Origin of the sequence: Mycobacterium genavense ATCC 51234 (genome assembly GCF_000526915.1) — a bacterium.
GTDB classification, from domain to species: domain Bacteria; phylum Actinomycetota; class Actinomycetes; order Mycobacteriales; family Mycobacteriaceae; genus Mycobacterium; species Mycobacterium genavense.
In genome coordinates this window covers 49,306-69,945 of record NZ_JAGZ01000009.1, presented here as the reverse complement: position 1 = coordinate 69,945, position 20,640 = coordinate 49,306, and the positions used below count along the sequence as shown (strand labels likewise).

Below are 20,640 nucleotides of genomic sequence, written 5' to 3'. Positions count from 1 at the left end.
TCAGGCTGTCTTTCGCAGGATCAATACCGAATTGCCCGGGACGGTGATCTTTCCTTCGGCCGCAACGGTCAGGTCCGCGTCGCCCGCGGGATGATTGGTGTCCAGCTCCATGGTCCATTCCCGCGCGTAGTCGTCATGCGGCATCACGAATTCCACGTCCCGCTTATGGGCGTTGAAGTACAACAGAAATGAGTCGTCGACCACCCGCTCGCCGCGGGCATTGGGGGCGGTGATGGCCTCGCCGTTGAGGAACACACCGACACACTTGTCGAAGGCCTGGTTCCAGTCGTCGTGCGTCATCTCCCGGCCGCTCGGCGTCAGCCACGCGATGTCGCGGACTTCGTCGCCGCTGCGGATCGGCTCGCCGTCGAAGAACCGGCGCCGCCGAAACACCGGGTGCCGCTTGCGCAGCGTGGTCACCTTGCGGGCGAAGGCCAGCAGATCGGCGTTCTTGTCCACCAAAGACCAATCCATCCATGCTAATTCGGAGTCCTGGCAGTAGGCGTTGTTGTTGCCCAGCTGGGTGCGGCCCAGCTCGTCGCCGTGCGCGATCATCGGGGTGCCCTGGCTGACCATCAGGGTGGCCCAGAAGTTGCGCATCTGCCGGCTGCGCAGCTCGACGATCTCGGGGTTGTCGGTGGGCCCCTCGACACCACAGTTCCAGGACCGGTTATGGCTTTCCCCGTCGCGGTTGTCCTCGCCGTTGGCCTCGTTGTGCTTCTCGTTGTAGGAGACCAAGTCGTTGAGGGTGAACCCGTCGTGCGCGGTGACGAAGTTGATGCTCGCACTGGGCCGGCGGCTGGTCGCCTCGTACAGGTCCGACGACCCGGTCAGCCGGGAAGCGAACTCGCCCAGGGTTGCGGGCTCACCCCGCCAGTAGTCACGCACAGTATCGCGATACTTCCCGTTCCACTCGGTCCACAAACCCGGGAAATTGCCGACCTGGTAGCCGCCCTCGCCGACATCCCATGGCTCGGCGATCAATTTGACCTGGCTGACGATCGGATCCTGTTGCACCAGATCGAAGAACGCGCTCAGCCGGTCGACGTCGTGCAGCTCCCGGGCCAGGGTGGCGGCCAGGTCGAAGCGGAACCCGTCGACGTGCATCTCGGTCACCCAGTAGCGCAGCGAGTCCATGATCAGCTGCAGGACGTGCGGGTGGCGGGCGTTGAGGCTGTTGCCGGTGCCGGTGTAGTCCTTGTACAACCGCGGGTCCTCGTCGAGCAGCCGGTAGTAGGCGCGGTTGTCGATGCCGCGGAAGTTGAAGGTCGGGCCCAGGTGGTTGCCCTCGGCGGTGTGGTTGTAGACGACGTCGAGGATGACCTCGATGCCGGCCTCGTGCAGGCTGCGCACCATCATCTTGAATTCGGCGACCGCCCCGCCGGCCTGTCGATTCGACGCGTACTGGTAGTGCGGGGCGAAGAATCCGAATGTGTTGTAGCCCCAGTAGTTTCGCAACCCGAGGTCGAGCAGGCGTTCGTCGTGCATGAACTGGTGTACCGGCATCAGTTCCAGTGCGGTGACGTTGAGCGACTTGAGGTGCTCGATGATCACGGGATGGGCCAGCGCGGCGTACGTGCCGCGCAGTCCCGCGGGGATGCCGGGATGGGTTTGGGTCAGGCCCTTGACGTGGGCCTCGTAGATCACGGTCTCGTGGTAGGGGATCATCGGCGCGCGATCGAATGCCCAGTCGAAAAACGGGTTGACCACTACACTGGTCATCGTGTGGCCCAGGGAATCGATCATCGGGGGAGTCCCGGTGATCGCGGTGTCTCCGTTCGGGTCGATGGCCTTCAGGTCGTAGGAGAACAGCGCCTGTCCCCAGGTGAAATCGCCGTCGAACGACTTGCCGTACGGGTCGAGCAGCAACTTGCTCGGGTCGCACCGGTGGCCGGCGGCCGGATCGAACGGCCCGTGCACCCGGAATCCGTACCGCTGACCGGGAGTGATGTTCGGCAGATAGGCGTGCCACACATAGCCGTCGACCTCGTCGAGCGGGATCCGCGATTCGTCGCCCCGCTCGTCGATCAGGCACAAGTCGACCCGTTCGGCGATCTCGGAGAACAGCGAAAAGTTAGTGCCCGCCCCGTCATAGGTGGCCCCGAGGGGATAGGCGTCCCCGGGCCAAACGGTGGGCAGCGTGGGCGTGGCCTCGGCCGGTGTGGCAGCACCCGAAGCTGCGGCCGGTCCGGAAGCCGGGTTGGTTGACGGCACTACTCGACCTTATCCGCGGGGGACTGTCCTGTCCGGGTCTACCACCAGCCGGTGGCGGCCGCGATCTGCAAGCCCAGCTCGTGGGCCATGGTCCGCATGTAAGTGGGGGTCAGGTGGTGAGCACCGTGGTAGATCAGCACGTTTCCTTCGACCGGACGGCAAACATCGGTGCGGCAGATGGCATCTGACATGTCGAGCACCTTGAGCTGCGGGAATTGCTCGACGAAATCCAGGGTTTGGTTGCGCTCGGACAGCACATCGGAGCGCTTGATCGCGCACGATGTCGGGTTGCCCCCCTTCTTGGCCAGGCAGTCCGCCGGGTCGAACGGTTGGCCGTCCTTGACCAGCCACGGGGTGTCACGCATGCCGAGAATCGGAATGTTGTTGTCGGACAACGTCTGCCAGATACCGATGTAGGTCGCCGGCATCACGTCACCGCTCTTGATGTTCCAGGGCCGCGTCGTGGTGGTGAACACGTAATCCGGTCGATCGGAGACCAGCTTGTCCATCGTCCGGTTCACCCACTCCCGGCACTGCGGGTAGGGCGCGTTGTTGCCCATGATCAGCGGCACCTGCTCGGTCGACAACGGACAGCCCATTTTGAGATATGTCACAACTTTGAAGTGGTGGGCGTGTCCGAGGACGTCCAGTGCGGGCAGCCAGTGCTCGGCGTGCGAACCGCCGGCCAGCGCGATGATCCGGGTCGCGGCCAGGTCGCCGTAGACGCAGTTGACCACCGCCGGGTTGACGAAGTCGCTGATGCAGCCGTCCCGCGTGGACGCCGGTAGGTCGTCCTTGACCTCGAGGACGCTGGGCCGCATCGGCAGCGTCGGCACCCGCACGTGTTCGGTCAGGGCCCGGGCGCCGGGATAGTCCTGCGGGTTGAGCACCGCCAGTTCCTTGCCGGCGGCCCGGAGCACCGTCACGTGCTGACGCCAGGTGAACGACGTCGCGGTCAGGGTGACACCCAGTAGCACCACCGCCGCGCCCAGCGCCATCGTCGGCCGGCGCAGCCGCGACCACCACGGCTGGGACGGTGCGACCGGGGATCCCTGCGGCGCGCGGTAGCGCAGCGGATCCTCGACGAGTTGGGTGGTCAGGTAGGCGAGCACGCCGGAGATCAGCAGCACCGCCGCGCCTTCGACGAAGTCGGCGTGCTTGTGCCCGCTGTAGGACAGCCAGAAGATCAGCAGCGGCCAGTGCCACAGGTACAGCGAGTAGGCGATGGCGCCCAGCTCCACCAGGGGCCGGGTGGCCAGCAGCCGATTGGGGAGCGGCAGCCGACCGGTGGTGTCGGGATCGCCGTGCAGGTTGGCCCCGGCCAGGATCATCAGCATGGTGGCCCCGACCGGGACCAGGGCCCAGGGACCCGGAAATTCGTCGACGCCGTCGATCAGGGCCCCGCACGACACCACCGCCGCCAGCGCAACCGAGGCGGCGACGGTCCGCAGCCACATCGGCCAGCGGATATCGGCCACCACCGCGCCGACCAGCGCGCCCAGCAGCAACTCCCATCCCCGGGCGAAACTGTCGTAATAGGCGATCGACTGGTCATGCGAGTGCGCGAAGATCGCGTACACGAACGAGGCCACCGTCAGGGCACCCAGCAGCACCACGAACAGCGTGCGCAGGTGGGCCTTGAGCGGGCGCCGGAACAGCACGGCGCAGCCGGCAATCAGCAGCAGGAATGCCACGTAGAACTGCCCCTGCACCGACATGGACCAGATGTGCTGCAGCGGGCTGACCGCCTCGCCGGCCCGCAGATAGTCCGAGACGGTATTGGCCAGCTCCCAGTTCTGGTAGTAACCGAGGCTGGCCAGGCTCTGGTCGGCGAAGGTCTCCCATCGGGTTTGCGGCTGCACCAGAATGGTGAGCACCGCACACGCGGCCAACACCACGACCAGCGCGGGCACCAGGCGGCGGATCAGCCGGATCACTTCCGCGACGGGAGAGAGCGTGACGGCAGGGTTGAGCGCGGCACGCAGGATCTTGCCACCGAAGAAGAACCCGGACAGCGCCAGGAACACGTCCACCCCGCCGGAGACCCGGCCGAACCAGATGTGAAACACGGCGACCAGCGCGATCGCGATGCCGCGCAAGCCGTCCAGGTCGTAGCGATAGAACCCGGCCGACCCCTTCGCGCGCGCTTGTGAGCTGCCCGGATTCGCCGTAGCGGCCGGAGTTGGGGGCGGCAACGTGGTCTGCATGATCACGGTTAACTTACCCAAAAACGCCACCTGCCCTTGAGCGCTCGCCGGGCGGCGAGGCTGCTCAGCGGAGCAGGTGGCGTTTTGTAACAGCCGCGAAACTTTAGCGGGCGGTGCCTGGCTGAGCCGGCTGCAACAGCGTCTGCAGGTTCGGCAGCTGCGGCAGCGCCGGCGGTGCGGGCGTCACCGGTTGCACCGGCGCTTGCTGCGCCGGGAGCTGCTGCACCGGTGCCTGTTGCAGCGGGGCCTGCTGCGCGGGTGTCTGGGCCGGCAGCTGCTGCAGCGGCGCTTGCTGCAGCGGGGCCTGCTGGGTGGGTGGCTGCTGCAGTGGGGTTTGCTGCACGGGTGTCTGGGCTGGCAGCTGCTGCAGCGGCGCTTGCTGCAGCGGGGCCTGCTGGGTGGGTGGCTGCTGCAGTGGGGCTTGCTGCGCGGGCGTCTGCCCCGGCACCTGCTGCAGCGGTACGCCGATGACGCGGACCAGGTACGGCGTCATGCCCGCCGAACGCACCGGCGAGACCTGCACGACGTCGCCGACCTCGAGCATCTGGTTGTTGCCGAGGTACATCGCGACGCTTTGGGTGCCCTCGGGGCCGTAGAAGATCATGTCGCCCTTCTGGGCCTGCTGCGGCAACACCTTCTGTCCGGTCCGGTAGATCGCGCCGGACGACCGCGGCAGCTTGATGCCGGCGCCAGCGTAGGCGTACTGCATCAGACCCGAGGCGTCGAACCCGACGGTGTTGATGCCGGTGCCGGTGCCGCGCGAGGGACCGTTGATGCCCCCACCGGCCCACGAGAACGGCACGCCGCGCTGCGACAGGCCGCGCCTTATGACGACGTCGGTGGCCTGCTGGTAGTCCATCGGCCGCACGCCGGGGTCGGCGGCCGCGATCTCCGGGGCGGCGGCCAGCGGGGCCGCCAAGATGGCGAGACCGATGGCAAACGAATAGATGCGCTTCATTGGAGTTGCAGCCTTCCTGAACTCTGTCGGGTCAAGGCCTCGGCGCGGTGGGCGCCTCGGCGGCCATTCGATGACTCGCGACGACCCCCTGGTCGGGGATCGAACGCCGCCTCCTTGCGGGGACGTGGATCAGTTGGTTCGCCCGTTGAGTCACACCAGTCACTAAAGACACTTTTACAACAGGAATTGCACCCGGAAAATAGCTGGTGAGGCCCACGAAGGATTTGGTGTAGGACCGTGACCGGACGGTGACTGGCGATCCCAAATCTTTATCGGCAGTTGTGATTTCGGTCCCACACCGGTGCCCGGCCGCAACTTACGCCGGGCCGTCGGGACTCAGTGCCAGTAACGCGCGCTGAACACCGTGAGCGCATCGCCGATCACCGAGCTCACCATGATGAGCGCCAGCGACAACACCGGCCAGAAGGACATGTGCCAGCCCTTCAGCAGCGACACGAACGGTCCGATCCCCGCGGCGGCGATCGCGGCACCGATCCCGCCCCACACCACCGGGTAGATGTAGGCGTCGATGCCGAACGGCACCAGGCCGCACGACTCGTCCGAGCACACCTCGCCAAGGAAGCCATAGAGCTTGGTCGGCCACGTCGTCGCGGTGGCCAGGATGATCAGCAGCGTCACCAGGGTGAGGGTGGCGACCAGGTCCCACGGCGCCACCCGAAGCCGGATCACGCGCGGCTTACCGTCAGAGTCGTTGTCGCCGTACGTCATTGGCCGGAAATCGGCGGGCTCGGCGGGTCCGGGCGACGGCGGCGGGGAGCCGGCGCGGTCGCCGCGGTGCGGATCCTCGAACGGGTACGGCAACGCCATGCCGATAGATGCTCCCCGATGGTCGGCTTTTGCGCGAACCGGCTGCTTTACGCTCGGTCTCTATGCCTGCGGCGAGATCCGGGTTGACGCCCGAGCAGATCAGCGCGATCGACGCCGCGCATCTGTGGCATCCCTACAGCACGATCGGCAGCGAAGCCATCCCGCCCGTGGTCGCCGTCGGGGCCCGCGGCTCGCGGTTGACGCTGGTCAGAGACGGCCGAACGGTCGACGTGCTGGACGCGATGAGTTCCTGGTGGACCGCGATCCACGGCCACGGCCACCCGGTCCTGGACGCCGCGCTGAAAGCCCAGCTGAACGCGATGAACCACGTGATGTTCGGCGGCCTGACCCACGAACCGGCGGCCTGGCTGGCCGAGCTGCTGGTGCAGACCACTCCGGCCGGCCTGGACACGGTGTTCTTCAGCGAATCCGGGTCGGTCTCGGTCGAGGTCGCGGTCAAGATGGCGCTGCAGTACTGGCGCAGCCGCGGTGAGCCGGCCAAGCACCGGCTGATGACGTGGCGCGGCGGCTACCACGGCGACACCTTCACGCCGATGAGCGTCTGCGACCCCGACGGCGGCATGCACTCGTTGTGGACCGACATCCTGGCCAGGCAGGTGTTCGCCCCACAGGTGCCCCGCGCCCACGACCCGGCCTACAGCGCCGCGTTCGAGGAGCAACTCGCGCGGCACGCGGCCGAGCTGGCGGCCGTCGTCGTCGAACCCGTCGTCCAGGGCGCCGGCGGCATGCGCTTCCACGACCCGCTCTACCTGCGCGACCTGCGCGAGATCTGCCACCGGCACGACGTGCTGCTGGTTTTCGACGAGATCGCCACCGGGTTCGGCCGCACCGGCGAGTTGTTCGCCGCCGACCACGCCGGCGTCAGCCCGGACATCATGTGCGTCGGCAAGGCGCTGACCGGCGGCTACCTCAGCCTGGCCGCGACGTTGTGCACCACCGAGATCGCGCACACGATCAGCTCCGGTGCGGCCGGCGCGCTGATGCACGGGCCGACGTTCATGGCCAACCCGCTGGCCTGTGCGGTGTCGGTGGCCAGCGTCGAGGTGCTGCTGGGCCAGGATTGGCGGTCACGGGTCGCCGAGATCGCGGCCGGGCTCACGGCGGGGCTCGAGCCGGCCCGCGCGCTGCGCGGGGTGGCCGACGTACGGGTGTGCGGCGCGATCGGTGTCATCGAGTGCGACCGGGCGGTCGACCTGGCCGTGGCCACCCCGGCGTCGCTGGACCACGGCGTCTGGCTGCGCCCGTTCCGCAACCTGATCTACGCGATGCCGCCCTACATCTGCGGCCCGGACGAGATCGCGCAGATCACCTCGGCGATGGTCGGGGTCGCGGGGCTCGTAGGCTGAACGCCGATGAAGGCACCGATCGAGGCTTCCCCGCTGGCCTGGCTGGAGGCGACCGAACAGCAGCGCCGCGCGGCCGGGCTGCGTCGGTCGCTGCGCCCGCGCCCGGCCGTGGCCACCGAGCTGGATCTGGCGTCCAACGACTACCTCGGCCTGTCGCAGCATCCCGACGTGATCGAGGGCGGCGTGGCGGCGTTGCGGCTCTGGGGTGCCGGCGCCACCGGATCGCGCCTGGTCACCGGCGACACCGAACTGCACCAGCAGTTCGAGACCGAGCTCGCCGACTACGTCGGCGCCGCCGCCGGGCTGCTGTTCTCCTCCGGATACACCGCCAACCTCGGCACCGTCGTCGGACTGTCCGGCCCGGGCTCGCTGCTGGTGTCGGAGGCCCGTTCGCACGCGTCGCTGGTCGACGCCTGTCGGCTGTCGCGCGCGGGGGTGGTGGTGACGCCGCACCGCGATGTCGACGCGGTCGACGCGGCCCTGGCCGCTCGCGACAAGGAGCGCGCCGTCGTCATCACCGAATCGGTCTTCAGCGCCGACGGCGTGTTGGCCCCGCTGCGCGCGCTGCACGAGGTCTGCCGCCGCCACCGGGCGCTGTTGATCGTCGACGAGGCGCACGGGCTCGGGGTGCGCGGCGGGGGGCGCGGACTGCTGCACGAGCTCGGGCTGGCCGGTGCCCCCGACGTGGTGATGACCACGACGCTGTCCAAGGCGCTGGGCAGCCAGGGCGGCATGGTGCTCGGGCCCGCCGAGGTGCGTGCTCACTTGATCGACGCGGCCCGTCCGTTCATCTTCGACACCGGCCTGGCTCCGGCGGCCGTCGGCGCCGCGCGGGCCGCGCTGCAGGTGCTGCGCACCGAGGCGTGGCGGCCCGAGGCGGTGCTGCGGCACGCCCGCGCATTGGCCGACATCTGCGGCGTGCCCGAGGAGCCGCGGTCGGCGGTGGTGTCGGTGATCCTGGGCGACCCGGAGGCGGCGGTGGCCGCCGCGACCGCCTGCCTGGACGCCGGCGTGCGAGTCGGCTGCTTCCGGCCGCCGACCGTGCCCGCCGGGACGTCACGGCTGCGGCTGACCGCGCGGGCGTCGCTCGACGACGCCGACCTGGAGGTCGCGCGGCGGGTGCTCACCGATGTGCTTGCCGTGGCGCGCCGTTGACCGTCCTGGCCGTCACGGGCACCGGCACGGGAGTTGGTAAGACGGTCGCCGTCGCGGCGCTGGCCTGTCACGCGCGTCAGGCCGGGATCGACGTCGCGGTGTGCAAACCCGTGCAGACCGGCACCGACTGCGGCGACGACGACCTCGCCGAGGTCACCCGGCTGTCTGGGGTGACCGAGGTCGCCGGGCTGGCGCGCTATCCGCAGCCGCTGGCCCCCGTCGCCGCAGCCGAGCAGGCCGGCATGCCACTGCCGACCCGCGAGGAGATGCGGCGGCTCGTCCGCGACCTGGACCGCCCGGGGCGGCTGACGCTGGTCGAGGGCGCCGGCGGGCTGCTGGTCGAACTCGGCCGACGAGATGGTCAAGCCGGCGTCACGCTGCGCGATCTGGCCGTCGACCTGGGTGCCGCGGTGCTGGTCACCGTCACCGCGGAACTGGGCACGTTGAACCACACCGCGCTCACCCTGGAATCGATCGCCGGACAAGGTCTTTCGTGTGCGGGCGTGGTGATCGGCAGCTGGCCGTCGCAGCCCGGCGTCCTGCAGACGTCCAACCGGTCGGCCCTGGACCGGCTGGCGCCGGTGCGGGCCGCGCTGCCCGCCGGGGCCGGCGCGCTGCCCGTCGACGACTTCGCGGCGATGAGCGCGGCGGCCTTCGACCGCGACTGGGTGGGCGCCCTGGTGCGCTGATGGTCCATTCGATCGAGCTGGTCTTCGACCGCGACACCGAGGCCGCGGTCCGGCGGATCGCCGACGAGCTGGCCGGCGCCGGCATCCCCAGCCAGGCCCCGGCCAGCCGCCCGCACGTCACACTGGCTGTGGCGGAACGCATTTCGGCCGACGTCGACGAGCTACTGCGTCCGGTGACCGCGTGGCTTCCGCTGGGCGCGCTGATCGGCGCACCGGTGCTGTTCGGCCGCACCGGCGCGGTGTTCGCCCGGCTGCTGGTACTGAGCAGCGAGCTGCTGGCGCTGCACGCCGAGGTGCACCGGGTGTGCGGTCCGTTCCTGGCGCCCGTGCCGATGCCCAACAGCTTGCCCGGGCAGTGGACCGCACACGTCACGCTGGCGCGCCGGGTCGGTGGCGCGCAGTTGGGCCGGGCGCTGCGCATCGCGGGCCGGCCGGCGCAGATCGCGGGCAGCTTCGCGGGACTGCGCCGCTGGGACGGCGACAAGCGGGTCGAGCACCCGCTTTAGCCGCCGAACAGCAGATACAAACCGGTGAACGTGTAACCGACCATGACCAGCATCATGGTGAGTTGCCCGGTCAGCTGATGGCCGGCGGGCAGCAGCCGCAGCGCCCGGTCATGCGCGGCGATCACCGCGACGATATGCCCGGTCACCACGCACGCCACCTTGATGCCGGCCAGCACCGGCGGATGCTGGGACAACACGTAGGCCACCGGTAAATGCCCCAGCCCCAACAGGTTCCAGCCCTGAACGAACGGATCGGCCAGCGCGATCACGGCCTGCTGCCCGCGCTCCACCAAATAGGAAAGATAGTGCGCGAAGATGTAGCCCACCACGATCGGGATCAGCGAGTGCGCCAGCTGGCCGGGCAGTGCCCGGCGCAGCGCGCGGTCCACCCCGCCGGTTGCCCGGGCCGCCAGCGAGAACGTCAGCGCGACAACCGAAATGAAGACCAGCAGCCCGGCGGTGCGCAGCGCCGACGACATCAGCGTGGGCGGATCGGGACAATCCGTCGGCGAAACCGCGCCACGTCGGCGACGACGAGTAGCTGTCGAACGCGGTCGACCCGAGCAGCATCGCCAGCACCGTGACCACACCGGGGCGCACCGGCAGCGACGGCAGATGGTCGAACGGGTTGCCGATGACGATCTGCCCGTTGGCTTTTGAACGCCGAAACGGGGACAGCCGGGACACCGCCATGCTGTACACGCCGAACGGGTCGACCCTGGCCAGCCAGCGCTGCCCGCACAGCCACGCCCCGACTAGCAACACCACCGCGTAGACCAATAGCCACCCGCGCACCCAGGGCAGCGACGCCGAGTTCGGGCTGGCCAGCTCCAGCCAGACGAAGGCGAACAGCCCGGCCGCGGCGGGCCGGTAGCCCCAGCTTTCCGGGTAGCACAGCCGCGGCCGGCTCAGCCGCTCGGGCACGGCGGCCCGCAGCAGCAGATACACCGTGCGCATCGGGGAAAGCACTCGCCACACCGGCCCGAACCCCAACGACAGCGCGACCAGCCCCACCCACAGCAACACGTAGAACGCCCCGAGCAGGCCGTTGGCGTGGGTTTGCGGGCCGAACACCCCGGCCAGCACCACCCAGACGGCGAAGGCCAGGGCCAGGGCCGCGACCGTCCGGCGCGTGGCGCGGGCGTCGACCAGCGTCGTCACCCACGCCGGCAACGGACGGCCGGGCGCATCCGGATCGAACCGCGGTCGCCGCCACGCGAAGGCGACCAACGCGAACGTGAACGTCAACGCCCACGCCGCACCGACCATCGCGTACAGGTAGGGCACCGGAAGATCGCCCGACCCGCCCAGGCCATGGGCCAGCAGCACCGTCACGGCTCGACTTGAATCGTCGCTATCGTGCGGTCCAGATGGTGGAGTTCTACGTCAACCCTGCCCGGGACGTCGACGCTGAAATGGAACAGCTGGTTAGGTGCGGCGGCGACCGGGAACTTGTGATCGGGCACCGAGTGCACATGCAACTCGTCGGTGACGTCGCTGGCCACGTGCAGGGTGATCTGCTGCTTGACCTTGGCCTGCAGCATGGCGTTGGTCGGGGTCACCTGCCCGTACGAAATGGTCACGTCGATGTTCAACGCCTCGGCGGGAGGCTGGCCCGGTTCGCTGCCGCAGCCCATCAGCACCGTCACCCACGCCGTAATAAGCGTGCCGCGCAACGTCATCGGCTCACGCCGCCCGCGGTAGGGGTTGCTTTTCGGAGACCGGCTCGGGCTCGGACAGCGCGTTGTTGATGCGGCCCGCGCCCCACGTCAGCCCCGCGATGACCATCAGCGTCAGCACCAGCACGACGAGCGAACCGGCGTTGTAGAGCCAGCCGGGCGCGTTCTGATCGCGTTCGCGCTGCAAGATGGTGATCTCGTGCACGAACGGCCGGTCGATCGAGGACAGGGCGGGAACCTCGGCGGCGGGAATGGCGTCGTCGGCCGGCTCGTAGATCGGCACGGCCGTCATGGTGTAGCCGTCCTGGATGCGCAGCAGCGTCTTCCACGATCCCCACACCGGTACCGGCTGGGTGGTGCGGTAATGGCCGGGGCCCAGTTTTTCGAGCCGGTCGATCACCAGACCCCGCTGGTTTTCCATGCGACCCTGCCAGGACAGCACCGTCAGCCAATCCGGTTGCGGGCCAACCGTATTGGCCGGTGTCAGCTGCACATCGGCGGACACCATGCGCTGGCCGGGTTTGCTCGGCAGCTCGGTCAGTGTTATCGCGGCCTTGCCCTGCTCGGGCACCACGATGTGCAGGCCGTTGGCGACCGCGCCGCCGATCACCAGCACGGTGGCCACCACCGTCGAAACGCCGATCCAGCGCTGCGGCAGCCGCTGGCCGGTCAGTACCATGCCGAACATCGCGCCACACATCCCGGACAGCACCCCGACCGGTACCGCCATGGCCAGGGCCTCGCCCCACATGCTGACCGGCCACGGGTAGTGATAGACCGCGCCGATCCACAGCGACTCCAGCCACAGCCCCACCGTCGCCACTCCCAAGCCGGAGACGGCGCCAAAAGCGATGGGGCGCTTGAACAATGGAGTCAGTGCTATCAGTTCGACGACCAGTGCGGGACCCAGGTACAGCGGGAACCAGTTGATCGGCGCGCCCAGGATGGGGCCCACCAGCAGCGCGACCCCGCCGCGCAACGCGATCGCCAACAACGCCGCGATGATCGCCGCGCCGCGGCCCATGGTGATGCGGGCGGCGACGGCCGCCAGTGCCGACGCGAAGGCGATCATCATCGGCTGCAGCACCAGCCGGAATTGTTCGACGCCGAAGTCGTATTCGATCTGATAGACCGACAGACCGATGAACATCCCGCCGAATGACAGGTAGCGCAAGAACGTGATGAAAGCGCCGTGCGCGGCCTCGGCGGCCTGCTGGGCCTCGCCCTCGCGCTCCAGCATCAACACCGCGAACAGCGAAAAGCAGGCGCCGCCGATCATCATCAAATGCGTTGGGCCCCATAGGGTGACGTCTTGGCCGAAGATCCGGTGCCAGACGTCGTCGAGCGGGAAGCCGATCATCGCGTAGAGCCCGCAGCCGGCCATCAGTACCCCGCCGACCGGTGCGTGCCAGTCCCGGGTGATGCGCACCGCGGCCGGGCCGAGCTTGTCGTACGGGGTGACGATCGCGGTCATGCCGGCCAGGAACACCCCGAACAAGCCGATGATGATGAAGTAGTGCGCCGGGTTGGCCAGCGGCCCGGGATCGCGGCCGTTGCCGATGTGTCAGCTGACGTCCCAGATGAAGCCGAACAGCGCGCAGATGATCGACGTGGTGTAAATCAGGGTCGGCAGCGCCACCCAGTTCGGGCGGTGGAATTTCTCGCCCAGCTTGTCGGCCAGGCGAGTCAACCACGTGATGCGACGAGTGCGGTGCGCGTGGCCCACCCACAACATGACCAGCGTGATGATCACCGCGGCGATCGACAGCCCGATCACCTGGTTGAGGCCGGCACCGCGAGCCGACGGTTCGGCCAGAAGTGGTAGCACCGTTGACGCCATTGTCATGTCCTCCCTACTGCGCCGGGACGTCCCGGGAGACCCTCATTACTGGCAGGTAAGTTCACCCTGACCCAACCTGTAATGCCCAGATCGAGGGCGCGTCAATCACCCTTGTCGTCCGGAGCTTCGGCCGGTTCCTGGGAATCCCCGGACGAACCGGCGCGGCGGTCCTTCAACGCGACATACAGGACGACGCCGACGACGATGACGGCCGGCAGGAAGGCCGGCGCCGCCAGCAGGAGCATGTGGTGTGCCAGGTACTCGACATGCTGAGTAGCCATGGTCCTCGTATACCCCGACGGTTTCGGTGTACTACGGCCGTTACCCTACTTTGAACACCGTTTCATTCAGGCTGCCACGGCGTAGTGGCGGATGTGACCGCAGCTGCGGACGCGACAAAGATGCAGGGGAGTACTTGGTGACTCAAGCGGCAACTCGACCCACCACCGAAGCCGGCCACGACGCAGACATCCTGGCGGTAGCCCGCCGGCAAGTGCTCGAGGGCGGCGAGGGATTGAGCCGGGACCAGGTCCTTGCGGTGCTGCAGCTGCCCGACGAGCGGCTCGAGGAGCTGCTGGCGCTGGCCCACGAGGTGCGGATACGCTGGTGTGGCCCCGAGGTCGAGGTCGAGGGCATCATCAGCCTCAAGACGGGCGGCTGCCCCGAGGACTGCCACTTCTGCTCACAATCCGGCCTGTTCGCCTCCCCGGTGCGCAGCGCCTGGTTGGACATCCCCAGCCTGGTCGAGGCGGCCAAGCAAACCGCGAAGTCGGGTGCCACCGAGTTCTGCATCGTGGCCGCGGTGCGTGGCCCGGACAAGCGGCTGATGTCGCAGGTCGCGGCCGGGATCGAGGCGATCCGCAACGAGGTCGAGATCAACGTGGCCTGCTCGCTGGGCATGCTGACCGCCGAGCAGGTCGACGAGCTCGCCGCGATGGGCGTGCACCGCTACAACCACAACCTGGAGACCGCGCGGTCGTTCTTCACCAACGTCGTCACCACCCACACGTGGGAAGAGCGCTGGCAGACGCTGACCATGGTGCGCGACGCGGGCATGGAGGTGTGCTGCGGCGGCATCCTCGGCATGGGCGAGACGCTGGAGCAGCGGGTGGAGTTCGCCGCCGATCTGGCCGAGCTGGGCCCCGACGAGGTGCCGCTGAACTTCCTCAACCCGCGGCCCGGGACGCCGTTCGGCGACCTCGAGGTGATGCCGGTCAGCGAGGCGCTGAAATCGGTGGCCGCGTTCCGGCTGGCGTTGCCGCGCACGATGCTGCGCTTTGCCGGCGGCCGGGAGATCACCCTGGGCGACCTCGGCGCCAAGCAGGGCATCCTAGGCGGGATCAACGCCGTGATCGTCGGCAACTACCTGACCACGCTCGGCCGTCCCGCCGAATCCGACCTGGAACTGCTCGAGGATCTGCAGATGCCGATCAAGGCGCTGAATGCCACCTTGTAGCGGCTAGGTTGGGTTTGTGGTGGCAGATCTGGGCGCTCCAGTCGGCGCCGGCGTCTACAACGTCTACACCGGGGAATTGGGGGGCACGACCGTGCCCACCGCGGCCCAGCTGGGTCTCGAGCCCCCGCGCTTCTGTGCCGAATGCGGGCGCCGGATGATCGTCCAGGTTCGCCCCGACGGCTGGCGGGCACGCTGTTCGCGGCACGGCGAGGTGGACTCGGCGGATCTGGAGACGCAGCGGTGACCGCTCCCATGGTGCCCGGGGCTCCCCAGCCCGCAGGTCTCCCGGCCCCGCCGCAGCTGCGCGCGATAGTCGTTGCGGCGCTTGCACTTTCGGCAACCGGGGTGTTGGTCGGTGGCCTGTGGGCGTGGATGGCCCCGCCGATTCATTTGGTGGTGGCGATCACTCGCGCCGGCGAGCGGGTGCATGACTACCTGGGTACGGAGTCCGAGCACTTCTTCGACGTGCCGTGCCTGATGCTGGGGCTGTTGACGGTGCTGGCGGTGGTGGCGCCGGTTCTGGCGTGGCAGTGGCGCCGGCTGCGGGGCCCGGGCATGGTCGTCGGGCTGACGGTCGGCATGGTCGGCGCCGCCGGGTTGGCCTCGGCGGTGGGGGCGGTGCTGGTGCTGCTGCGCTACGGCGCGCTGGACGTCGACAAGGTGCCGGTGGTGGGCAGTCCCGCGGTGTCCTACGTCATCCAGGCGCCCCCTGTGTTCTTCGGGCCCGGGCCGCTGCAGATGGCCACCACGCTGTTGTGGCCCGCCGCCATCGCCGCGCTGGTCTATGCCCTGCTGGCGGCCAGCAGCGCCCATGACGACCTGGGCAGCTCGGCGCTTGCCGGTCAACCGTCGCACGCGCTGCCGATGGAGCCGGAAGCCTCGGTGTCCTAGCGGGTGCCTCAGAGTGGACGGCGGCGGATCTTTCGCCCGGTGAGGACCTTGGCCGCGATCACGCCCAATCGCACCATGCCCGCGTAGGTCATGGGGTTGAACGCCGTCGGCCAAACGGTCCTGACCAAGTGGTCGTCGATCGGGCGGCGGGCGAAGCGGTCGGTGAGCCAGCGCAGCGTCAGCGGCGCCGACAGCGGGTGCAGGAGCATGTGCTCGTTGAACGCGTCGCGGTGATAGGTGACGCTGGCGCCGCCGGCCGAATAGGCGTCCGCCAGCGAGTCGATGTCGTGGACGTCGATCAGGTAGTCGTGGACGGCCTGCACGATCAGCACCGGCGGCGCGGGTGTCGCGACGCCCAGCTTGATGCTGTCGAAGACGTGCGACACCTCGGGAGTCGACAGGATGTCTTCGAGCGGCTCGTCGAGATAGTCGCCCATGTTCTTGCCGGCCATCCGCAGCACGGCCTCGACCGTCGTCATCGACTCGAGCCGGTTCAGCAGGGCGCGTCCTTCGGCGTTGGTGTGCTCTTCGATGACCTTGTTCAGGTCGGGGTAGATGTGCGCCAGGGCGGCCACCACCATCGCGGGTAGCCCCGCCAGAAAGCCGCCGTTGAGCCGGCGGAAGGTGTGGCCCAGATCTCCGACCGGCGATCCCAGCACCGCCCCGACGATGTCGAGCTCGGGCGCGTAATCGGCGCACATCTCGGCGGCCCACGCGCTGGCCAGCCCGCCGCCGGAATAGCCCCACAGCCCGACCGGCGCCGACGTCGACGTCGGGATCCGGTCGGAGTTCATGGCGGCGCGGATGCCGTCCAGGGTGCGGTAGCCGGGCTCGTACGGAGCACCCCACATGCCCAACAGGCCCTCGTGGTCGGGCACCGACACCACCCAGCCCTCGGCGAGGGCCGCGGCGACCAGGAAGAGCTCCAATTGGGCGATGGATCCGAGCGCCTTGGCCCGCCTGCGCAGCGCGTAGGACGGGAAGCAGCGCGCGGACATGGCGTCGATCGCGCACTGGTAGGACAGCAGCGGGGTGTTCTGCCCGACGACGCGTTCGGCCGGAATGAGCACCGTCGTCACGCAGGCCTCGGGGGCGCCGTTCATGTCCGTGGTCCGGTACAGCAGCTGGATGGACGAAACCGATTGCGGGATCAGGCCGAGGAACGCCAGTTCGACGTCGCGGGAGCGCAGCACGGTGCCGGGCGCGGCGTGTTGGAAGCCCGACGGTGGCTGGTAGAACGGGTCGTCCGCGGGCAGCAGCGGGCGCGCCTTGGGCCGTAATTCCTCGTGTGGCGGCCGACCGATCCATTCCGCACCGTCGGTGCCCGCCAAATTGCCGAGTTCAACCAATTCGCCGATCCCTTCTAGGCCATCGCGCATCTTCGCGCATGAACGGGCGGTAATCAAAATGTAATGGCCAGGCTGTGAGCGATTTCTCGTCGACCGGGTCGGGTGACCCAGATCAAGGCTGGCCGGGTGGCCGAAGTGCGGCGAATTCGTCGGTGACCCGCAGCTGCGAATCGGTGAAGTGGTACAACGCGGCCGGTCGCCCGCCGCTGCGGCCCGACTGTGCGATGGTGCCGGTCTGCGTGATCACGCCGCGGCGGGCCAGCACCCGCTGCAGATTCGTCGCGTCGACCTGATAGCCCAGCGTCGCGCTGTAGATGTCGCGCAGCGTGGACAGCGCGAATTCCCTTGGTGTTAAGGCGAATCCGATGTTGGTGTAGGACATCTTGGCGACCAGCCGGGCGTGCGCGTGCGTCACCATCGGGCCGTGGTCGAACGCCATCGGCGGCAGTGCGCTCACCGGGTGCCAGCGGGTGTCCGGCGGCAGCTCCGGAGTGGCGGGGGAGGGTACCAGCCCCAGGAACGTCGACGCGATCACCCGTGCGCCCGGCACGCGGCCCGGATCGGAGAACACCGCGAGCTGCTCCAGGTGGGCCAGCTCACGCAAATCCACCTTCTCGGCTAGCTGACGGCGCACCGAGGTGGTCATATCCTCGTCGTTGCGCAGCCGCCCGCCCGGCAGTGACCACGCGCGCCGTTGCGGATCGCGCGCACGCTCCCATAACAGCACGTTAAGCTGCGGTTTTCCGGTTCGGGAGGCGGTCTTAACCTGCTCGGTAGCGTGCCGAACCTGGAACACGACCGCGAGCACTTCGTGGGCGGTGCTACCATTGGGCATGTTTTCGATTATAAGTCGAAAACCTGCTAGGTCGATAAGGAGCCGCCGTGACGGTCGTGCATCGCATGGACACGCTCGCCGAAGATATGGTTGCCAGCATCACCAATTCGGCCACCGGTTACGGCGGCATCGACGGTGATGAGCAGTGGGCCAACGAGATTCGCCGGCTGGCGAAGCTGCGCGGCGCCACCGTGCTCGCACACAACTACCAGCTGCCCGCGATTCAGGACGTCGCCGACCACGTCGGAGACTCGCTCGCGCTGTCACGCGTCGCCGCCGAAGCCCCCGAGGGCACCATCGTGTTCTGCGGCGTGCACTTCATGGCCGAGACGGCCAAGATCCTCAGCCCGGACAAGACCGTGCTGATTCCGGATCAGCGGGCCGGCTGCTCGCTGGCCGATTCGATCACCTCCGACGAGTTGCGCGCCTGGAAAGACGAGCACCCGGACGCCGTCGTCGTCTCCTACGTCAACACCACGGCGGCCGTCAAGGCGCTCACCGACATCTGCTGCACCTCGTCCAACGCGGTCGACGTCGTGCAGTCCATCGACCCCGATCGCGAGGTGCTGTTCTGCCCCGACCAGTTCCTCGGTGCCCACGTGCAACGGGTGACCGGCCGCAAGAACATCCACGTGTGGGCCGGCGAATGCCACGTGCACGCCGGGATCAACGGCGAAGAGCTCGCCGAGCAGGCCCGCGCCAATCCCGACGCCGAGCTGTATGTGCACCCCGAATGCGGTTGCGCCACTTCGGCGTTGTACCTCGCCGGTGAGGGAGCCTTCCCGGCCGAGCGGGTGAAGATCTTGTCCACCGGCGGCATGCTCGACGCGGCGCACCAGACCCGCGCCCGCCAGGTCCTGGTCGCCACCGAGGTCGGTATGCTGTACCAATTGCGCAGAGCCGCACCGGAAGTCGACTTCCGCGCGGTCGACGACCGTGCGTCCTGCAAGTACATGAAGATGATCACCCCCGCGGCGCTGCTGCGCTGCCTGGTCGAGGGCGCCGACGAGGTGTACGTCGACCCGGAAACCGCCGCCGCGGGCCGGCGCAGCGTGCAGCGCATGATCGAGATCGGCCAGCCCGGCGGTGGCGAATGACGGCCCGTCCGGCATGGACCGGTCGCGCCAACGTCGTCGTCATCGGCACGGGAGTCGGGGGATTGGCCGCCGCGCTGGCGGCCCACCGTGCCGGCCGTGACGTCGTCGTGCTCAGCAAGGCCGAAGAAGCCCACGGGGTCACCGCGACGCACTACGCGCAGGGTGGGATCGCGGTCGTGCTGCCGGACAACGACGACTCCGTCGAGGCGCACGTCGCCGACACCCTGGCCGCCGGCGCGGGCATGTGCGATCCGGGAGCGGTGTACTCGATCGTCGCCGACGGCTACCGCGCGGTCAGCGAATTGGTCTCCGACGGAGCGCGATTCGACGAATCGGTGCCGGGCCGGTGGGCGCTGACCCGCGAGGGTGGCCACTCGCGGCGGCGCATCGTGCACGCCGGGGGCGACGCCACCGGTGCCGAGGTCCAGCGGGCACTGGATCACGCCGCCCGGACACTGGACATTCGCAGCGGCCACGTCGCGTTGCGTGTGCTGCACGACGGTGCGGCGGTGACCGGGGTGGCCGTGGGCAACTCGGACGGCGTCGGGATTGTCACCGCGCCGTCGGTGATCCTTGCTTCCGGCGGCCTCGGGCAGCTCTACAGCGCCACCACCAACCCGGACGGATCCACCGGCGACGGAATCGCTTTGGCGTTGTGGGCCGGTGTTCCCGTCAGCGATCTCGAGTTCGTTCAGTTTCACCCCACCATGTTGTTCGCCGGCCAGGCCGGTGGTCGCCGACCACTGATTACCGAGGCCATCCGCGGCGAGGGTGCGGTATTGGTTGACCGGCAAGGCAATTCGGTTACCGCCGGCGTTCACCCGATGGGCGATCTGGCGCCGCGCGATGTCGTGGCCGGGGCCATCGACGCGCGGCTGCGGGCGACCGGCGACGAATGCGTGTTCCTCGACGCGCGCGGCATCGACGGCTTCGAGGCCCGATTCCCCAATGTCACTGCCGCCTGCCGGGCCGCCGGCATCGACCCCGTCACCCAACCCATCCCCGTCGTTCCGGGCGCGCACTACAGCTGTGGCGGCGTGGTCACCGACGTGCACGGTCGAACGGAGCTGCCCGGCCTGTTCGCCGCGGGCGAGGTGGCCCGCACCGGGATGCACGGCGCAAATCGGTTGGCGTCCAACAGCTTGCTCGAAGGGCTGGTGGTGGGTGGTCGCGCCGGGAAGGCCGCGGCCAGGCACGCGCTGTCGGCGGGCCGGGTGCTCGCGGCCCCGCCCGAGCCGATCGCGCACACGGCGTCCAGGCGCCGCGAACTGCAGACCGCGATGACCCGCGACGCGTCGGTGGTCCGCGACGCGGCGGGGTTGCAGCGGTTGTCCGAGACGCTGTCGCGGGCGCGGGTCCGCGCGGTCGAGGGCCGTCGCGATTTCGAGGATGTGGCGCTGACGCTGACCGCCCGCGCGGTGGTCGCCGCGGCGTTGGCGCGCGGCGAAAGCCGCGGCTGCCACCACCGGGCGGAGTACCCGGAGGCCGCCCCGGACAAGGCCCGCAGCATCTTGGTGCGGTCGGCCGACACGGTGTTCGTCGAGGACCTGGCGGCGGTGTCCTGATGGC

The 20,640-nt window shown here is 68.9% G+C and carries 17 protein-coding genes and 2 pseudogenes; 9 read left to right on the top strand and 10 right to left on the bottom strand.

Translation table 11 applies throughout. The annotated features are described in order from the left end of the window. The 4 genes from glgX to T428_RS29365 form a co-directional block, all read right to left on the bottom strand. On the bottom strand, positions 1-2,139 hold the full coding sequence (gene glgX, locus T428_RS0118580; RefSeq protein WP_025737657.1) for a glycogen debranching protein GlgX: 2,139 nt from the start codon (positions 2,137-2,139) through the stop codon (positions 1-3). A 113-nt stretch (positions 2,140-2,252) separates the two neighbouring features. Further along, a complete protein-coding gene (locus T428_RS0118575; RefSeq protein WP_025737656.1) occupies positions 2,253-4,421 on the bottom strand; it encodes an acyltransferase family protein in 2,169 nt (722 codons plus the stop codon). 103 nt (positions 4,422-4,524) lie between these two features. After that, positions 4,525-5,379, bottom strand: a complete 855-nt coding sequence (gene ripD / locus T428_RS0118570) for an NlpC/P60 family peptidoglycan-binding protein RipD (RefSeq protein ID WP_025737654.1) — start codon at positions 5,377-5,379, stop codon at positions 4,525-4,527. Positions 5,380-5,715: 336 nt separating this feature from the next. Further along, a complete protein-coding gene (locus tag T428_RS29365; protein WP_051465284.1) occupies positions 5,716-6,108 on the bottom strand; it encodes a hypothetical protein in 393 nt (130 codons plus the stop codon). 161 nt (positions 6,109-6,269) lie between these two features. Between T428_RS29365 and T428_RS0118560 the strand changes: the two genes are divergently transcribed. Genes T428_RS0118560 through T428_RS0118545 form a run of 4 tightly spaced genes read left to right on the top strand, consistent with a single transcriptional unit; the run spans position 6,270 to position 9,924 of the window. After that, a complete protein-coding gene (locus T428_RS0118560) occupies positions 6,270-7,574 on the top strand; it encodes an adenosylmethionine--8-amino-7-oxononanoate transaminase (RefSeq protein ID WP_025737652.1) in 1,305 nt (434 codons plus the stop codon). A gap of 6 nt (positions 7,575-7,580) precedes the next feature. Next, positions 7,581-8,729, top strand: coding sequence for an 8-amino-7-oxononanoate synthase (locus T428_RS0118555; RefSeq protein WP_025737651.1), 1,149 nt, complete (start codon positions 7,581-7,583; stop codon positions 8,727-8,729). Next, a complete protein-coding gene (gene bioD, locus T428_RS0118550) occupies positions 8,726-9,418 on the top strand; it encodes a dethiobiotin synthase (protein WP_025737650.1) in 693 nt (230 codons plus the stop codon). Before T428_RS0118555 ends, bioD begins: the two co-directional genes overlap by 4 nt. After that, the gene (locus T428_RS0118545; RefSeq protein WP_025737649.1) at positions 9,418-9,924 is read left to right on the top strand and encodes a 2'-5' RNA ligase family protein; all 507 of its coding nucleotides are present in this window, start codon (positions 9,418-9,420) and stop codon (positions 9,922-9,924) included. The genes bioD and T428_RS0118545 overlap by 1 nt, the downstream gene beginning before the upstream one ends. Here T428_RS0118545 and T428_RS29360 read toward each other — a convergent pair. From T428_RS29360 to T428_RS0118525, 4 genes and pseudogenes are all read right to left on the bottom strand, one after another. Next, positions 9,921-11,259: pseudogene (locus T428_RS29360) on the bottom strand (hypothetical protein). The gene T428_RS0118545 and the pseudogene T428_RS29360 overlap by 4 nt on opposite strands. Further along, positions 11,256-11,606: a hypothetical protein gene (locus tag T428_RS0118535; protein WP_025737648.1), complete on the bottom strand. Its 351-nt coding sequence runs from the start codon at positions 11,604-11,606 to the stop codon at positions 11,256-11,258. The pseudogene T428_RS29360 and the gene T428_RS0118535 overlap by 4 nt, the downstream one beginning before the upstream one ends. Positions 11,607-11,610: 4 nt before the next feature. Next, positions 11,611-13,449: pseudogene (locus T428_RS29355) on the bottom strand (hypothetical protein). Between the two features lie 95 nt (positions 13,450-13,544). Next, a complete protein-coding gene (locus tag T428_RS0118525; RefSeq protein WP_025737647.1) occupies positions 13,545-13,724 on the bottom strand; it encodes a hypothetical protein in 180 nt (59 codons plus the stop codon). 137 nt (positions 13,725-13,861) lie between these two features. Between T428_RS0118525 and bioB the strand changes: the two genes are divergently transcribed. Genes bioB through T428_RS0118510 form a run of 3 tightly spaced genes read left to right on the top strand, consistent with a single transcriptional unit; the run spans position 13,862 to position 15,790 of the window. Next, positions 13,862-14,899, top strand: a complete 1,038-nt coding sequence (gene bioB / locus T428_RS0118520; protein ID WP_025737646.1) for a biotin synthase BioB — start codon at positions 13,862-13,864, stop codon at positions 14,897-14,899. Between the two features lie 16 nt (positions 14,900-14,915). Further along, on the top strand, positions 14,916-15,143 hold the full coding sequence (gene bsaP, locus T428_RS0118515; RefSeq protein WP_025737645.1) for a biotin synthase auxiliary protein BsaP: 228 nt from the start codon (positions 14,916-14,918) through the stop codon (positions 15,141-15,143). Between the two features lie 8 nt (positions 15,144-15,151). Then, entirely contained in the window at positions 15,152-15,790 is a 639-nt protein-coding gene (locus T428_RS0118510) for a DUF2567 domain-containing protein (protein WP_036468401.1), read from the top strand. A gap of 8 nt (positions 15,791-15,798) precedes the next feature. On the opposite strand, the gene T428_RS0118505 is transcribed toward T428_RS0118510, so the two are convergent. Then, positions 15,799-17,139, bottom strand: coding sequence for a lipase family protein (locus T428_RS0118505; RefSeq protein ID WP_025737643.1), 1,341 nt, complete (start codon positions 17,137-17,139; stop codon positions 15,799-15,801). Between the two features lie 112 nt (positions 17,140-17,251). Further along, positions 17,252-17,974, bottom strand: coding sequence for an NUDIX hydrolase (locus T428_RS0118500; RefSeq protein ID WP_025737642.1), 723 nt, complete (start codon positions 17,972-17,974; stop codon positions 17,252-17,254). A 65-nt stretch (positions 17,975-18,039) separates the two neighbouring features. Between T428_RS0118500 and nadA the strand changes: the two genes are divergently transcribed. Further along, on the top strand, positions 18,040-19,071 hold the full coding sequence (nadA, locus tag T428_RS0118495; protein WP_425412056.1) for a quinolinate synthase NadA: 1,032 nt from the start codon (positions 18,040-18,042) through the stop codon (positions 19,069-19,071). Beyond that, positions 19,068-20,636 carry an L-aspartate oxidase gene (locus T428_RS0118490; protein ID WP_025737640.1) on the top strand — a complete coding sequence of 523 codons (1,569 nt, stop codon included), beginning with the start codon at positions 19,068-19,070 and terminating at the stop codon, positions 20,634-20,636. The genes nadA and T428_RS0118490 overlap by 4 nt, the downstream gene beginning before the upstream one ends. Positions 20,637-20,640: the final 4 nt, after the last annotated feature.

Bases quoted from the DNA above. Each gene is read 5' to 3' on its own strand.
- T428_RS0118555 (WP_025737651.1), top strand. From the start codon at position 7,581: ATGAAGGCACCGATCGAGGCTTCCCCGCTGGCCTGGCTGGAGGCGACC.
- ripD (WP_025737654.1), bottom strand. From the start codon at position 5,379: ATGAAGCGCATCTATTCGTTTGCCATCGGTCTCGCCATCTTGGCGGCC.
- T428_RS0118510 (WP_036468401.1), top strand. From the start codon at position 15,152: ATGGTGCCCGGGGCTCCCCAGCCCGCAGGTCTCCCGGCCCCGCCGCAG.
- T428_RS0118500 (WP_025737642.1), bottom strand. From the start codon at position 17,974: ATGCCCAATGGTAGCACCGCCCACGAAGTGCTCGCGGTCGTGTTCCAG.
- T428_RS0118560 (WP_025737652.1), top strand. From the start codon at position 6,270: ATGCCTGCGGCGAGATCCGGGTTGACGCCCGAGCAGATCAGCGCGATC.
- T428_RS0118490 (WP_025737640.1), top strand. From the start codon at position 19,068: ATGACGGCCCGTCCGGCATGGACCGGTCGCGCCAACGTCGTCGTCATC.
- T428_RS0118535 (WP_025737648.1), bottom strand. From the start codon at position 11,606: ATGACGTTGCGCGGCACGCTTATTACGGCGTGGGTGACGGTGCTGATG.
- T428_RS0118575 (WP_025737656.1), bottom strand. From the start codon at position 4,421: ATGCAGACCACGTTGCCGCCCCCAACTCCGGCCGCTACGGCGAATCCG.
- T428_RS0118525 (WP_025737647.1), bottom strand. From the start codon at position 13,724: ATGGCTACTCAGCATGTCGAGTACCTGGCACACCACATGCTCCTGCTG.
- nadA (WP_425412056.1), top strand. From the start codon at position 18,040: ATGGACACGCTCGCCGAAGATATGGTTGCCAGCATCACCAATTCGGCC.
- T428_RS29365 (WP_051465284.1), bottom strand. From the start codon at position 6,108: ATGACGTACGGCGACAACGACTCTGACGGTAAGCCGCGCGTGATCCGG.
- T428_RS0118545 (WP_025737649.1), top strand. From the start codon at position 9,418: ATGGTCCATTCGATCGAGCTGGTCTTCGACCGCGACACCGAGGCCGCG.